This is a genomic window from Paraburkholderia terrae (assembly GCF_002902925.1).
GTDB lineage: Bacteria > Pseudomonadota > Gammaproteobacteria > Burkholderiales > Burkholderiaceae > Paraburkholderia > Paraburkholderia terrae.
Genome location: NZ_CP026111.1, coordinates 921,517 through 935,083, shown reverse-complemented (window position 1 = coordinate 935,083; position 13,567 = coordinate 921,517). Strand labels below are relative to the sequence as shown.

The 13,567-nt window shown below is 65.9% G+C and carries 12 protein-coding genes; 6 read left to right on the top strand and 6 right to left on the bottom strand.

Annotated elements, in window-relative coordinates:
• Nucleotides 1-50: 50 nt before the first annotated feature.
• From C2L65_RS04210 to C2L65_RS46085, 4 genes are all read right to left on the bottom strand, one after another.
• The gene (locus tag C2L65_RS04210) at nucleotides 51-557 is read right to left on the bottom strand and encodes an acyl-CoA thioesterase (RefSeq protein ID WP_042306829.1); all 507 of its coding nucleotides are present in this window, start codon (nucleotides 555-557) and stop codon (nucleotides 51-53) included.
• Between the two features lie 132 nt (nucleotides 558-689).
• Nucleotides 690-1,772 (bottom strand): GlxA family transcriptional regulator, encoded by a 1,083-nt coding sequence (locus C2L65_RS04205; RefSeq protein WP_042306828.1) that lies wholly within the window; start codon nucleotides 1,770-1,772, stop codon nucleotides 690-692.
• Nucleotides 1,773-1,800: 28 nt separating this feature from the next.
• Nucleotides 1,801-3,057, bottom strand: coding sequence for an MFS transporter (locus C2L65_RS04200; RefSeq protein ID WP_042306826.1), 1,257 nt, complete (start codon nucleotides 3,055-3,057; stop codon nucleotides 1,801-1,803).
• A 134-nt stretch (nucleotides 3,058-3,191) separates the two neighbouring features.
• Nucleotides 3,192-3,332 (bottom strand): hypothetical protein, encoded by a 141-nt coding sequence (locus tag C2L65_RS46085; protein ID WP_007588226.1) that lies wholly within the window; start codon nucleotides 3,330-3,332, stop codon nucleotides 3,192-3,194.
• Between the two features lie 188 nt (nucleotides 3,333-3,520).
• Between C2L65_RS46085 and C2L65_RS04195 the strand changes: the two genes are divergently transcribed.
• Together C2L65_RS04195 and C2L65_RS04190 are read left to right on the top strand one after the other, a co-directional pair.
• On the top strand, nucleotides 3,521-4,234 hold the full coding sequence (locus C2L65_RS04195; protein ID WP_042306824.1) for an ArsR/SmtB family transcription factor: 714 nt from the start codon (nucleotides 3,521-3,523) through the stop codon (nucleotides 4,232-4,234).
• Nucleotides 4,235-4,387: 153 nt separating this feature from the next.
• Nucleotides 4,388-7,117 carry a DUF6600 domain-containing protein gene (locus C2L65_RS04190; RefSeq protein ID WP_052426860.1) on the top strand — a complete coding sequence of 910 codons (2,730 nt, stop codon included), beginning with the start codon at nucleotides 4,388-4,390 and terminating at the stop codon, nucleotides 7,115-7,117.
• A gap of 86 nt (nucleotides 7,118-7,203) precedes the next feature.
• On the opposite strand, the gene C2L65_RS04185 is transcribed toward C2L65_RS04190, so the two are convergent.
• Together C2L65_RS04185 and C2L65_RS04180 are read right to left on the bottom strand one after the other, a co-directional pair.
• A complete protein-coding gene (locus C2L65_RS04185; protein WP_042306821.1) occupies nucleotides 7,204-8,175 on the bottom strand; it encodes a thymidylate synthase in 972 nt (323 codons plus the stop codon).
• 255 nt (nucleotides 8,176-8,430) lie between these two features.
• Nucleotides 8,431-9,825 (bottom strand): sigma-54 dependent transcriptional regulator, encoded by a 1,395-nt coding sequence (locus C2L65_RS04180; RefSeq protein ID WP_007585822.1) that lies wholly within the window; start codon nucleotides 9,823-9,825, stop codon nucleotides 8,431-8,433.
• 549 nt (nucleotides 9,826-10,374) lie between these two features.
• On the opposite strand from C2L65_RS04180, the gene C2L65_RS04175 reads away from it, so the two are divergent.
• The 4 genes from C2L65_RS04175 (at nucleotide 10,375) to C2L65_RS04160 (ending at nucleotide 13,534) form a co-directional block, all read left to right on the top strand.
• Nucleotides 10,375-10,878 carry a hypothetical protein gene (locus tag C2L65_RS04175; RefSeq protein ID WP_042306819.1) on the top strand — a complete coding sequence of 168 codons (504 nt, stop codon included), beginning with the start codon at nucleotides 10,375-10,377 and terminating at the stop codon, nucleotides 10,876-10,878.
• An 81-nt stretch (nucleotides 10,879-10,959) separates the two neighbouring features.
• Nucleotides 10,960-11,493 (top strand): hypothetical protein, encoded by a 534-nt coding sequence (locus tag C2L65_RS04170; protein WP_042306817.1) that lies wholly within the window; start codon nucleotides 10,960-10,962, stop codon nucleotides 11,491-11,493.
• Nucleotides 11,490-12,107, top strand: coding sequence for a hypothetical protein (locus tag C2L65_RS04165; RefSeq protein ID WP_042306814.1), 618 nt, complete (start codon nucleotides 11,490-11,492; stop codon nucleotides 12,105-12,107). Before C2L65_RS04170 ends, C2L65_RS04165 begins: the two co-directional genes overlap by 4 nt.
• Before the next feature lie 29 nt (nucleotides 12,108-12,136).
• Entirely contained in the window at nucleotides 12,137-13,534 is a 1,398-nt protein-coding gene (locus C2L65_RS04160) for a hypothetical protein (RefSeq protein WP_042306812.1), read from the top strand.
• Nucleotides 13,535-13,567 lie beyond the last annotated feature (33 nt).

Sequence of the window (13,567 nt, the reverse complement as noted above, 5' to 3'; positions counted from 1 at the left end):
CCGCGAGGCTCTCTTTGCGAACGTGCAGAGAGCCTCGGCGCGCAGGCTCTCTACACCTTGCCCTGCGCCACTTCCTCGGGCTTCAGGTCGACGATGGCGTCGAGCGCGGCCTTCACGTCCATCGCGTACTTCGCGAGCGCCTTGTGTTCTTCGGTTTGCGGCTCGAACGACGGTACGGGCACGGGGCTGCCGTTCTCGTTGACGGCGACCATCACGACGAGGCAGTCGGTAGTTTGCAGCAGTTCGCCGCCTTTCGGGTCGCCGGCATAGACGGACACATGGATGTGCATGCTGGTGCGCCCCGTCGCGACGACCCGCGCGCGCAGCTCGACCAGATTGCCGACATGAATCGGCCGGCGAAAGCGGATATTGCCGACGCTGACCGTCACGCAATAGCGGCTCGACCAGACGGCCGCGCACGCGTACGCGGTTTCGTCGATCCATTTCATCAGCGCGCCGCCATGCACCTTGCCGCCGAAATTGACCGAGGTCGGTTCGGCGAGGAAGCGGAACGTGGTTTCTGAACGATCCAGCGGCGCAGCGGTTGGCGTGCTCATCTTGACTCCGGTCAAACAAATCGAAAGGAGCCGATTATACGAGCGCAATAAGGCGGCCGCTGTGCTATCGGGCTTTGGACGTCATTCGATGCATGCGAGATGCCGTGAAGCGACACCCGAGCGGCTTTCGATTCAGCGCGGCGCGGACGCAAAGCGCTCGCGGTAATCCAGCGGCAACACGCCGAAGCTGCGCATGAACGCGCGCCGCAAGTTCTGCTCGCTACCGAAGCCGCAATCGAGCGCAATCCGCTTCAACGGGCGGCGCGACTCAGCTAGCGCCCGCGAGGCCGCCTCCAGCCGCATCGCCGACACGGTCTTCGCGGGCGTGCGGCCCACTTCGTCGACATAGCGGCGCGCGAAAGTGCGCGGGCTCATGCTCGCTTCTTCGGCAAGCCGCTCGACGGACAGGTCGCCGTTCAGGTTCGACGCCATCCAGCCGTGCAGGCCGTCGAACGCACCGCCCGCCGATGCCTGCGCCGCGAGCGCCGCGCTGAATTGCGACTGCCCGCCCGGCCGCTTGACGAACACGACGAGGCGCCGCGCGACCTGCATCGCGACGGGATGCCCGTAATCCTCCTGAATCAGCGCGAGCGCGAGATCAATGCCCGCCGTCACGCCCGCCGACGTCCAAACGGCGCGTGAATCGTCCTCCACACCGCCGCCGTTCATGGGCTCGCGGATAAAGATCGGCTCGGCATCCACATGCACGCGCGGGAAACGCTCGGCAAGGCGATGCGCGTCGCGCCAGTGCGTCGTCGCGCGACGTCCGTCGAGCACGCCCGCCGCCGCCAGATAAAACGCGCCCGTGCATACCGAACAGACGCGCCGAACGTGCGGCGCGCGCCGCGCGATCCAGTCGATCAAAGCGGGCTGCAGCGTGCGCGGATCGTCGACGGGGATGCCGGGGACGATCAGCGTGTCGATCGGTTCGTCGTCGAGTGCATCGAGACGCTGCGTGACGACGGGCAGGCCGGGAAACGTGTCGAGCACGCCGCCGTCGATCGACGCTACCGTCGTTCGATACGCGACCGGCTCAACCCGTTCGCCAGATGCCGGCGACACGCGGCGCGCGTCCCGCATGGTCAGCTCGGCGCGATGAAACGCTTCGAGCGGGCCGCATGCGTCGAGCAGCACGAGTTCAGGCGCGACGGCGAAGACGATGTGGCGAACCTGCGGCGCGGGCGTGTCGAGGGTTTCGTCGGAAGCGTGGGGCATCAATGGATCCTTAAGCGGCATGGCTGTTTCACATACCCGACGCCGCAACCACGCGTCTGCGCGACCACGCAAACGCGATCGTCGCCAGCGCGGCGAGCGCGAGAAACGGAAAAATCGCCACGTTGATCGCGGCCCAGCCGAGATGTGCAAGCATCTGCCCCGCGCACAGCGAGCCGAGCGCGGAAAACGCGAACGTCGTGAATTCGCTCGTCGCCTGCGTCTTCGCGCGCTCGGACGCCCGGTACGATTGCGCGAGCAGCGTCGTGCCGCCGACGAACATCAGGTTCCAGCCGACGCCGAGACACGCGAGCGCCGCATAGAAATGCGGCAGGTCGGTCGAGCGCAGCGCGAGCACGCCGCACAGCGCCGACAGCACGATGCCCGCGCCGATCACGCGCAGCACGCCGAACCGCGAGATCAGACGCGCCGAGAAAAACGACGGCGCAAACATGCCGACCAGATGCCACTGGATGATCTGCGCGCCATCGCCGATCGAGTGCCCGCACGCGACGGCGGCGATCGGCGTCGCCGTCATCACGAACATCATCACGGCGTAGCCGAGCGCATTGTTCGCGAGCGCGGCCACGAAGATCGGCTGCCGGACGATCGCGCGCCAGGACCGCGCGGGTTCTCGGTGCGCGGCGGCGTCCATGTGCGGCGCGGCATCGCGGTAGAGGCTTGCCAGCAGCGCCATCGACAGCAGGCCGAGTCCCGTCACGAGCGCATACGAACCCGCGAACGCGACGGGCGCGAGCCAGTCCTTGCTCCAGGCCGCCAGCGCCGGGCCGAGCACGGCTGCAACGACGCCGCCCGTCAGAACCGTCGAGATCGCGCGGCTCTTGGCATCGGCGGGAACGGCGTCGGCGGCGGCGAGCCGGTAATACTGCGCGAACGCCTGGAACACGCCGACGGTCGCCGTGCCCGCGCAAAACGCCCAGAAGCTCTGCTGAAAAATCGCGTACACGGAGATCGCGCCGCCCGCCGCGCCGATGGCCGCGCCGAGCAGGAAGCCCGCGCGACGGCCGATCCGCGCCATCAGGAACGACGCAAAAACCGTCGTCAGCGCGGCGGCGACGGTGATCAGCGAAAACGGCAGCGTGGCGAGCGACTTGTCGGCGGCGAGCGTGTAGCCGACGAGACCCGTGAGCGTCAGATCGATCGATACCGACGAGGTGTAGAGCGCCTGACAGACGGCGAGCACGCGCGCGGCGCGCCGGCCGTGCGGGTCGGCGTGGCCCGGTACGTCGCTGCGGACGGCGGAAGCGGTGGAAGGAGACGGCGGCATCGGTGGCCTCGAGGCTGGGTGACGATGTCGACATCGTCACATCGATCGCGCTGGCAGAAAGGCCAATGATGCATCAATTTCTGCCAGATGCGCACGCGCGAATTCGCGCGGATACGCCGGGTGCCGCGCGCGTATCACTTGCGGAAGGTGACACCTTCGTCGATCGTGCCGTACATCGTGATGCTGCCCGACCCGGCCGACGACGAGCCCGAGCCGCCCTGCGCACACGCGCTGCAAAGGACGACGGCGATGACCACGGCAAACAGGATTTTCATGACTGCGTTGTTCGCTAACGGAAGAAAGCCCTTTCGATTCTAGCCTGGCGGCTTTGACGACCGCAGATTGCCTCGCCCCACGACGCGCGCGAGAATGCATCCGACGCTTCACGACAACCTGAAACATCGAATGCACGATGCGCCTAGAGTGGAGCCATGACAAGCGAACCCGGAAACAGGAGACCCTGATGGCCGCCGCACTTCACTCCGAACCGAATCACTTTCCCGGCCTGAGCCGCATCGGCGCGCTGCTCGCCGATCCTGGCCGCGCCGCGATGCTGTGGGCGCTGATGGACGGCACCGCGCGTCCCGCGGGCGAACTGACGCTGATCGCGGGCCTGTCGCCTTCGGCGGCGAGCGCCCATCTCGCGCGGTTGACGGACGGCGGCCTGCTCGCGCTCGAAGTGCGCGGCCGGCATCGCTATTTCCGGATCGCGTCGGCGGAAATCGCGTCGACCATCGAGGCGCTCGCCAACGTCGCGCAAGCCACGGCCCCGCAACGCACCGTGCCACGCCCGGCGCGCACCGTGCCCGTCGACATGCGCTACGCACGGACCTGCTACGACCACATGGCGGGCGAGGTCGCCGTGCGGGTCTACGAGCGGCTCATCGACGGCGGCCTGCTGACGGTCCACGGCGACGCGCTAGAAGCGACGTCTGACGGCAAAGCGCTGCTCGCGCAATGGGGCATCGACGTGTCGCAGCAACGTGGACGCCGCCGGCGCTTCGCCTGCACCTGCCCGGACTGGAGCGAGCGCCGCCCGCATCTCGGCGGCGCGCTTGGCGCGGCGCTGCTCGACTCGTGGTCGTCGCAGGGCTGGGTCGAGCGCACCGACCGGCCGCGTATCCTGCGCGTGACGCCTGTCGGTCATCGTCAGTTCGACGCCTTTCTCGCCCACTGACGAACGATTCGTCCGACTAAAGCGATCCACGCGACAACTTTTGTTACAGCGCCGTCTGGGTGGCTTACAAATGAGAGCGCCTTGAAACAGGGGCCGAAGGTACAGTGATTTCACACGGCGCCGCCCGACGCGGCGCCCGATGGAGCGACAACCATGAAATCACTCGCCACACCCGGCACGACATCCCGACCCGCCAACCCTGCCCTTCGACGCGATGCGCGTCGAGGCTCGCTCGTGGCGCTCGCCGTCGCGAGCGCGCTGACTTCGCTTGCGTTGCAGAGCGCCGCGGCGCAGGACGCGCCGCCGCCCGCGAACTACGCGCAAAACGCACCGGATAGCGATCCGCCCGGACGTATCGCGCGCCTGAACTACATGGCGGGCACGGTCACGACCGAACCAGCGGGCGCATCCGACTGGTCGTACGCGCAGGTCAACCGCCCGCTCACAACGGGTGACCAGTTGTGGAACGACAAGAATGCGCGCTCCGAACTGCACATCGGATCGACAGCCGTGCGCATGGGCGCGCAAACCAGTCTCGACATCCTGAACCTCGACGACAACAGCGCGCAGCTGAAAGTCGCGCAAGGCACGCTGTCGACGCGCGTGCGCGCGATCGCGCCGGGCTCATCGTATGAGATCGACACACCGAACCTCGCGTTGGGCGTGAACAGCCCCGGCGATTACCGCGTCGACGTCGCGCCCGACGGCAGCAGCACCACCGTGACGGTGCGCAGCGGCAGCGCGACCGTCTACGGCGACAACGGCCAGGTGCCCGTCGGCGCTGGGCAGCAGGTGACGTTCACGGGTACGAGCCTGCAGCAGGCGGACGCGAGCGGCGCGCCCGGGGCCGATCCGTTCGATCAATGGGCAGCGAGCCGCGATGCCGCCGAGGAGCGCTCGGTGTCGGCGCGTTATGTATCGCGCGAGATGCCCGGCTATCAGGATCTCGATGCGAACGGCACGTGGCGGAACACGCCGCAGTACGGGCAGGTGTGGACACCGAATCAGGAGCCCGCCGGCTGGGCGCCGTATCGCGACGGCCATTGGGCCTGGCAGGCGCCATGGGGCTGGACATGGGTCGATGACGCGCCGTGGGGCTTCGCGCCGTATCACTATGGACGTTGGGCCTATGTCGACGATTCGTGGGCGTGGGTGCCGGGACAGGCCGCCGTCAGCGAGCCCCCCGTGTATGCGCCGGCCCTCGTCGCCTTTGTCGGAGATGGCGATGGCGGCGGCAGCGACTGGGGCGTGAACCTCGCTGTCGGCGGTGTGGCGGCGGCTGGTCTCGCGTGGTTCGCGCTCGGACCCGGCGAGCCGTGGCATCCGCACTGGGGCCGCGACCATGACTGGAGCCCGCGCTATTACGAGCGCGTGAACAACACGGTCATCGTCAACAACCGCGTGGATATCCATAACAACATCCACAACACGTACATCAACTATCGCGCGCCAGGCGCCGTGACGGCGATGCCCGCGACGGCGTTCGTCCACGGACAGCCGACCAACCGCTTCGCGCATCGCGCCGATCCCGCGCAATGGCGCAACGCGCGCTTCAACGCGGGCGCGCCGGGCATCGCGCCCGTCAGGCAGAGCTTCGGGCCGGGCACGCGCAACGCCGCATATCGGCCGCCTGCGAATGTGATGGCGCGGCCTGTGGTCGGCACGCGCAATCCGGGGGTTCCCGCTGCGTTTCATGACCGGCTCGCGCAGAACTTCGCGCAAGGTGGTCATGGACGCGTACCGGGCGCGGGCGAGCCGATCGTTCACACGTCGGTGCCGGCGCGCTTCGGCGCGCAGACGATCGGCGGGAATGCGCCTGTCGCGAATGTTCGCGTCGTGCGCTCGCATGCGCCGGGGCAGATGCCCGGCGCCATGCCGGGTGCGCCGATGGCGGGTGGTGCAGGTGGTCCGGGCGCTCAGCGGCCCGGCGGCGGCGCACCGCAGGGCAATGGGCAGCAGCAAGGCGTGCCGGGACACGGCTTCGTACCCGGACAGATGGCGGGCGCGCCCAATGGCCAGCGGCCAGGTGGCGGTCAGGCGCAGGGCAATGGCCAGCCGCACGCCATGCCAGCGCAGACGGGGAATGGCATACCGCGTCCGCCACAATTTGCGGGTGGCCGCCCGATGAACGGCATGCCGCAACAGCCGGGTCAGCCCGGAAATGCGCAACGGCCCGATGTGGCGGCGGGTCAGCAGCGTGAGCCCGCGTGGACACAGCAACACGCGCCGATGGCGCAGCAGCATGGCAATCCGCAGCAGTCCGGCGCGGCGCAGACGCCTGGACAGCGTCCGCCTACGCCACAGCCGGGTCAGGTCGCGCAGCAGCAGCGTGAGCCAACGCAGAGACCGGGGAATAGTTTCGGCGGCGGCGTCGTACAAGGGCAACAGCCGCATGGCCAGGATCAGCGTGGGCAACCCGCACCGATGCAGCAGGCTCAGGCGCAACCGCGTGCAGAGATGCATCCGCAGCCGCAGGTCCAGCAACCGCAGGTCCAACAGCAGCCGCGGGCCGAGATGCATCCGCAACCGCAACAGCAGGCGCGTCAGGAATTCCATCCGCAGGCCCAACCTCAGCCGCGTCCGGAGGTTCGTCCGCAGCCGCAGCAACCACAGCAGCAGGCGCGCCAGGAAATCCGGCCGCAGCCGCAAGCTCAGCCACGTCCGGAGTTTCATCCGCAGCCGCAGCAACCGCAGCAGCAGGCTCGCCAGGAATTCCATCCGCAGCCGCAACCTCAGCCGCGTCCGCAGCCTCAGCCGCAGCCGCAACCTCGTCCGGCGCCGCAGCAGGTGCAACAGCCACATCCGCAACCCCAACCCCAACCTCAGCCGCATCAGGACCAGCGCACGACGGGTGGCGGACACGACGAGCATCATCGCGGGTAAGAACCGGCATCACGCCACAAACAGAAACGCCCGCCGCGAATCGCGGCGGGCGTTTCCCGTTCAAGTCGAAGAAACCCGTCTACCGATCAGATCGCCATCGGCGCCGTCAGCGGTTCATGGTGGCGATAGCCGACCAGCGAGAAATCGGACGGCTCGATCTTCTCCAGCCACTCAGGCTCGTACACGCCCGTCTTGGCATACTCGGGCACCCGCTCCGAAATCGCGAGTTGCGGGCTTTCGTACGGATCGCGCATCAGTTGCTGCTGCAACATGTCGAGCTGATTCTCATAGATGTGCGCATCGCCGATGAAGTACGTGAACCAGCGCGGCGTATAACCCGTCAGGCGACCGACGAGGTGTAGCAGCGCCGCCCCTTCCGTCAAGTTGAACGGCGTGCCGAGCCCGACGTCGTTACTGCGGATATACAGGCACAACGAAATCTCGCGCTTCGCGGCGTTCGGCAGGAACTGATAAAGCAGATGGCAAGCCGGCAGCGCGATTTCCTCGAGCACGGCCGGATTCCACGCATGAAACAAAATCCGACGGTCGGACGGGTTTTTCATGATCGTGTCGAGACACTGGCGAATCTGGTCGATCGCCTTGTACAGCAGCACTTTCTGCACGCCGTCTTCCTCGAACTCGGTGACGGGCGCATAGCCGCGCGATGCCGCGTCTTCCAGCTGCGCGCTCGCCGTCGCGTCGAGCACCTTGTAGGCGGGCCACTTGCGCCACTGCACGCCGTACACGTCGCCGAGGTCGTCCGGACCTTGCCGGTAAGGATTGGCGAGCCACTGGGCGTTTTCGTTCGCGTTCCCGTCCCAGACCTTGCAGCCGAGCGCGCGGAAATCGGCGGCACTGCGCGATGCGCGCAGAAAGCCGATCAGCTCGCCGATCGCCGACTTGAACGCGAGCTTCTTCGTCGTCACGGCGGGGAAACCCTGCTGCAGATCGAAGCGCAACATCGCCCCCGGCATGCTGATCGTGCGGATGCCGGTGCGGTTTTCCTGCCAGCTGCCGGTATCGAGGATCGTGCGGACGAGGTCGAGGTACTGTTTCATGCGGGTTCCTTCGGCAGGACGCGGGCGCGCCGGACCGTTTCTGGGAAAACCCCGATTCTAGCAAGCCGGGCGAACGCACGTGAACGCGCAGGTAGCGCCGGGCGGAACGGTCGCAAATGCAACGATCGCAAGTCTGAACGTTTCATGCACCGCAGAACGCGGCATTCAGGAACCGGCGCTTCGCAGACAAAAAAGCCCGGTCTATCGACCGGGCTTTTTGCCCTTACACCAACCAGTTAGCCGCGAGGCCGGCGCTTAAAGATGCGGCATCGTCGACGGCATCTCCGCGTGCGGCGCAAGCGGCTCGCTTTCCATATGCCGCATGCCGTGCGAGCACAACAACCGGTACAGCGTGACACGCGAAATACCCAGCTCCTGCGCTGCATCGCCCAGACGGCCGCGATGACGCAGCAGCGCCAGTTCGATCGCCTGCCGCTCGGCGGCCTCGCGCGCCTGCGCAAGCGACACGGGCACGATTTCGACGTACTCGGCCAGTTCGAGATCTCGCGCCGTGATCGCCCGCCCTTCCGACATCACGATCGCGCGCCGTACGCGGTTGATCAGCTCGCGCACGTTGCCCGGCCAGCTGTAGTTGTGGAGCGCCGCGATCGCATCGGGCGCGAAGCCGCGCAGCCGACGGCTCGCATCTTTCCTGAAACGTTCGAGCATATGCCGCGCGAGCAGCTCGATGTCCTTGCCGCGCGCGCGCAGCGGCGGCTCGTCGATCTGCAGCACGCACAGCCGGTGATACAGGTCCGAGCGGAACCGCCCTTCGATCATCGCCGTGTTCATGTCGACGTGCGTCGCGGAAATGATCCGCACGTCCACTTCGATCGAGCCATGTCCGCCGAGCCGTTCGACCTTGCGCTCCTGCAGGAAGCGCAGCAGGCTCGCCTGGCTTTCGAGCGGCAGGTCGCCGATTTCATCGAGGAACAGCGTGCCGCCGTTCGCCGCTTCGACGCGCCCGATCTTGCGCTGGTTCGCCCCGGTGAACGCGCCGCGCTCGTAGCCGAACAGCTCCGATTGCAGGAGATGCGGCGGAATCGCGCCGCAGTTGATGGGGATGAACGGTGCGTTGCGGCGCGACGAGCGCTCGTGAATGGCAACGGCTGTGAGTTCCTTGCCGGTGCCCGATTCGCCCGAAATGAAGACGGGCGCGTCGGTCATCGCGACCTTGCGGATCGAGCGGAACAGCGCGAGCATCGCGTCGCACGAGCCGACCATTTCGCCTTCCGTGCCGCCTTGCGACGCGTCATTGGACGCCGGTTCGCCAAGCGAAACCATGCCATATGCATGACCCACCGAATCGACGATCCGGTCGCCCGAATAAGGCACGGTAACGTAATCGAAACAATAGTCGCGCACGAGCCGGCGCAATGCGGCGTCCTGCAACTGGCCGGCCATCGTGGTGGCAACCCAGCCGACATTCGGCATGGTCAAACACGATTCAAACGCCGCAATTTCATGCTGCTGGAAACAGCTCGACAGATCGAGCAGACCACCCGCCGCCATCCCCGAGCGTACGGCGCGGCGGGCATCGCGTGCCGAACCGACAACCTCGACATGCCACCCGCGCTCATGAAAACGCGTGTTCAACTCCGCGCTGGGATCTCTTGATACGTAAATCAGTTGCCGCGTGGCGGATTCCATTATTCAGATCCTCTCGTCAACGAACGTTAAGGATGACGGCATGTGCTGATCTGGATTTAGCTTAGAGGCACGCCTATTCGCACGGGATTCGCAAACAGCGAAAACCGAACGGCCATTCCATTCCGTACGGACAGCTGATCCCCGAAAAACGGCGCGTGTATTGAAACGGCCCAGTAGTGGGCTTTTTTAAAAACGTGTGCTGTGGTTGAGAGCTTACTATACGCGCGAGCCGTCGAAAACAAATATGCGAATTAAATCGTTCAGCCTTGTCCGGTAAGGGTTTGCGGTTCATCAGCATGCTCATTGGGGACCGATTAAAACGGTGGAAGCGCATTCACCATACTTTTTTATCAACGTACTACGCATGGCTCGCGCTTAACGCATAGATTTGAAATCCGCGTGTTTTCTGGTCTAGGTTTCAGACCTGAAACGTTTACGTCCGATTTTACTCGACGAGCACCCGCACCATTTCGCCACGTCCAATTGCATCAATGGATTGCGACAGATGGCACACGTTTCGCTAAATGTCCCGCACCAAGGAGAGACATCATGCGACTCGTTTTCCGCATCGACTCGAACCACATTTCACTGCTGCCCGCCGGCGTCGCCGTGTGCGTTGCGCTTGCGCTGTCGTCAATGTCAGCCGGTGCAGCCGGTGTATACGCACAGGAATCCTTCACGGATGCGACAAACGTGACGACGGCGGCATCCGCGCAACAGACAACGGAAGTCGCCGCGAATGAAACATCGAACGCGACCGCGGACACAACGACCGGCGTAGATATTGCTGGCGGCGTCGACTCGACTGGCGCGCAGTTCACGAACGTACCGGCCGACAGCGCGGCGATGAGCGACTTCGCGCTGGACGACCAGGTGCTGGCGCGCCAGCGCGGCGGCGCGGCGGGCATGGTGATGGTCGCGGCGACGCCGCAGCTGATGCGCGGCTCGGCCGTCACGCTGTGGGACGAAATCGCGCCGCCGTCGCCGCTGCCCATTCCCATCGATGCCGCGCGCACCGCGCAAGGAAACGTAGCGAACTACCAGCGGAAGTAACACGGCAACACGACGTCGCACGCAAAAGAGACCAGTGCAGACTGTTTCGCACTCCAAACTGGATAGTCGGGGACATACAAAATGATCGCTTCATGGGGGATGCTGTGCCGCCGCGCAATGGGTGCAGCTCGCACGACTGGCGCGCCACGGCTCGCGACACGGCTGGCCGTCATCGCCGGTCTGTGCGCTGGCGGCTTCGCGGGCGCGGCCTTCGCACAGGCCGCGAACCCGGGCGACATCATCGTGCAGCGCGAAATCACCCCGCGCATCGCCTATGCGCCCGTGCCGAAAGATCAGGACCCCGTCAGCGCGCGCGTCTCGACCTTCCCCGCCGCCACCTTCAACCCGACGATGGCACAAGTCGCGTCGGATGCCGACCTGACCAACGCGCACGGCTCGACGGGCCTCGACAGAAACGTCGCGGGCGGTGCGGGCCTGCAGGCCGTCACGCGCATCCTCACAGGCAACACCACGAACAACAACGTCGCGCTCAACTCGGGCGGCATCGGCCAGCCGGCGCCGGGCGTCGGCGGCAACATTTCGGCGTCGGTGACGGGCGCGCTTGCGCCGCTGTCGACAGCACTCGGCGGCGCGCTCGGAGGCATCGGCAAATGAACACGCTCCTTCGCCCGATTCCGCTGACTCCGCTCCTTGCAGCGCTCGCCCTGGTCGCGGCGCAACCGTCGTACGCGCAGCAGGTGGGACGCGTGAGCGGCGACGCGAGCATCGCCACGGGCGCCGCCGTCAGCGCGACGGGCGCGATCGCGGTGAACCAGGCCGCGGGCCTGAACAACGCGCAGGTCAACCAGCTGACGATCACCAACGGCGACGCCGTCGGGAACGACAACGCGAGCATGCAGAGCGCCACCGCGCGGGCGCGGGTGCCGAGCGCGCGCGCGTCGATCGAAGGCAACGCATTTTCGAATTCGTCCGGAGCGGTGATGGTGAACCAGTCTGCGGGCGCAGGGAATCTCCAGCGCAACAGTGTGCTGCTCGGCACCGCGGCGCCTGGGGTCGAGACCGTCTCGGATGGGGTGCTGTCCGCGACGGCCGCGAATAACGGCGGTCAGAGTCGGGCGGTCGCACCACAAGGCGTCCGAGAGGCCAGCATTTCCAGCGATGCCTTCAAGAACGTCAATGGAATCGTGCAGATCAACCAGACTGCCGGAGCCGGTAACGCCACGGCGAACAGTTTTGTGCTCCGTCCCCCGGCGGGCACTCTTTTCTAACTGACCACAACTAGTATCGGAGCGAAACCATGAAGCGCACACTCATTGCAGCAGCCGTCCTCGCAGCCGCTTCCACCAGCGCCTTTGCGAGTCCGCTGAAGAACCCGTTCATCTTCAATGCGACGCTGGTTGGAGAAGCCGTCGGGATCGAAGGATTCGTCACGCTGTTCGGCTGCGTCAGCGTCTCCAGCACGGCGGGCGCCGTCGTCAACAACACGCAGCATGCGTACGCGCACGCATCGCTCAGCCCGAACGCGCAGTCGTACACGTCCGGTTCCATCACGACGCGGATCGACAACAGCTACAAGTCGATCAACAGCGGCGGCAGCGCATGGGCTTCATTGTCGACCTCGCACTCGTCCGAGTCGTCTCACGCGCAGGGCTATCAGTCTTCGTCGGGCTACGCGTACGGCAACCAGAGCAGCTCGGTCAAGGGCGGCGGCTTCGAGTTCAGCGCGCAGGCAGCGGCCATTGGCGGCAGCTTCAGCCATGAAAGTCAGAACTCCGGCGGCCACATCTCGGCGGGCGGACATGCAGGCGTCAGCTACGAATCGGCTTCCGACTACAACCCGTGGACGGGCGTTTCCTCGGGCCATGCCAGCATCTCGGGCGGCCTGTCGGCTGGCTACAAGGAATCGAGCTATCGCAACAGCGAGCAGATCGGCGGCTCGTTCGGCGCAGTCGAAGGCTCGGGCCAAGGCAAGGTGTGGGGCTACAAGGCGAACCAGGGCTCCGGCTACGCGGCCCACGGCGAGCAGTCGAGCGGCTATGAAGCCGAGAAGTCCAAGACGCACGACAGCTTCGCCGCGCAGTGGGGCTTCAACTCGTCGACCGCGAAGACAGACGTGGAAGTGTATGGCTCGGTCACGCAGCACATCAACACGCAGAAGGCGGGCAACCTGACGGCGACGACGGGCAGCAACGCCGCGCAGAACGTGAGCGGCAACATCGGCGTCAACATCGCGGAAGGCATCAACAACGCGCAGAGCAACGACGCAGCGCTCGCTTCCGTCGATGCCGGCAACGTGTTCGGCAACGCCCAGGTCTTCAACAACCAGAGTTCGGGAGGCAAGGCCAGCATCAACAACTTCAACGTGAACGCCTCGGTCGGCGACGGCTCGCTGCAGTACGCATCGGGCAATGTCGGCGTGAACGTCGCGTCGGGTATCAGCAACGTGCAGAACAACAGCATGGCTGCCTCGACGTCGACGGTCTCGCGCAGCCACGGCAGCGCAGCAATGGTGGCGACGGATGAATCGTCGCAAACGGCGGGCGTGGACTTCCGTGGCTCGTTCGAAGGCACGGCGACACTCGGCGCAGGCGCGCTCAGCCACGCGACGGGCAACATCGGCGTGAACATCGCGGGCGGCGCGGGCAACGTGCAGCACAACGGGCTCGCGATCGCTTCGATGAACACCAGCCGCTAAAAAAGGCAGCTGAAACAGGCAGCGAAACAAGCA

Bases quoted from the DNA above. Each gene is read 5' to 3' on its own strand.
- C2L65_RS04175 (WP_042306819.1), top strand. From the start codon at position 10,375: ATGCGACTCGTTTTCCGCATCGACTCGAACCACATTTCACTGCTGCCC.
- C2L65_RS04180 (WP_007585822.1), bottom strand. From the start codon at position 9,825: ATGGAATCCGCCACGCGGCAACTGATTTACGTATCAAGAGATCCCAGC.
- C2L65_RS04205 (WP_042306828.1), bottom strand. From the start codon at position 1,772: ATGCCCCACGCTTCCGACGAAACCCTCGACACGCCCGCGCCGCAGGTT.
- C2L65_RS04185 (WP_042306821.1), bottom strand. From the start codon at position 8,175: ATGAAACAGTACCTCGACCTCGTCCGCACGATCCTCGATACCGGCAGC.
- C2L65_RS04190 (WP_052426860.1), top strand. From the start codon at position 4,388: ATGAAATCACTCGCCACACCCGGCACGACATCCCGACCCGCCAACCCT.
- C2L65_RS46085 (WP_007588226.1), bottom strand. From the start codon at position 3,332: ATGAAAATCCTGTTTGCCGTGGTCATCGCCGTCGTCCTTTGCAGCGCG.
- C2L65_RS04195 (WP_042306824.1), top strand. From the start codon at position 3,521: ATGGCCGCCGCACTTCACTCCGAACCGAATCACTTTCCCGGCCTGAGC.
- C2L65_RS04210 (WP_042306829.1), bottom strand. From the start codon at position 557: ATGAGCACGCCAACCGCTGCGCCGCTGGATCGTTCAGAAACCACGTTC.
- C2L65_RS04165 (WP_042306814.1), top strand. From the start codon at position 11,490: ATGAACACGCTCCTTCGCCCGATTCCGCTGACTCCGCTCCTTGCAGCG.
- C2L65_RS04200 (WP_042306826.1), bottom strand. From the start codon at position 3,057: ATGCCGCCGTCTCCTTCCACCGCTTCCGCCGTCCGCAGCGACGTACCG.
- C2L65_RS04160 (WP_042306812.1), top strand. From the start codon at position 12,137: ATGAAGCGCACACTCATTGCAGCAGCCGTCCTCGCAGCCGCTTCCACC.
- C2L65_RS04170 (WP_042306817.1), top strand. From the start codon at position 10,960: ATGATCGCTTCATGGGGGATGCTGTGCCGCCGCGCAATGGGTGCAGCT.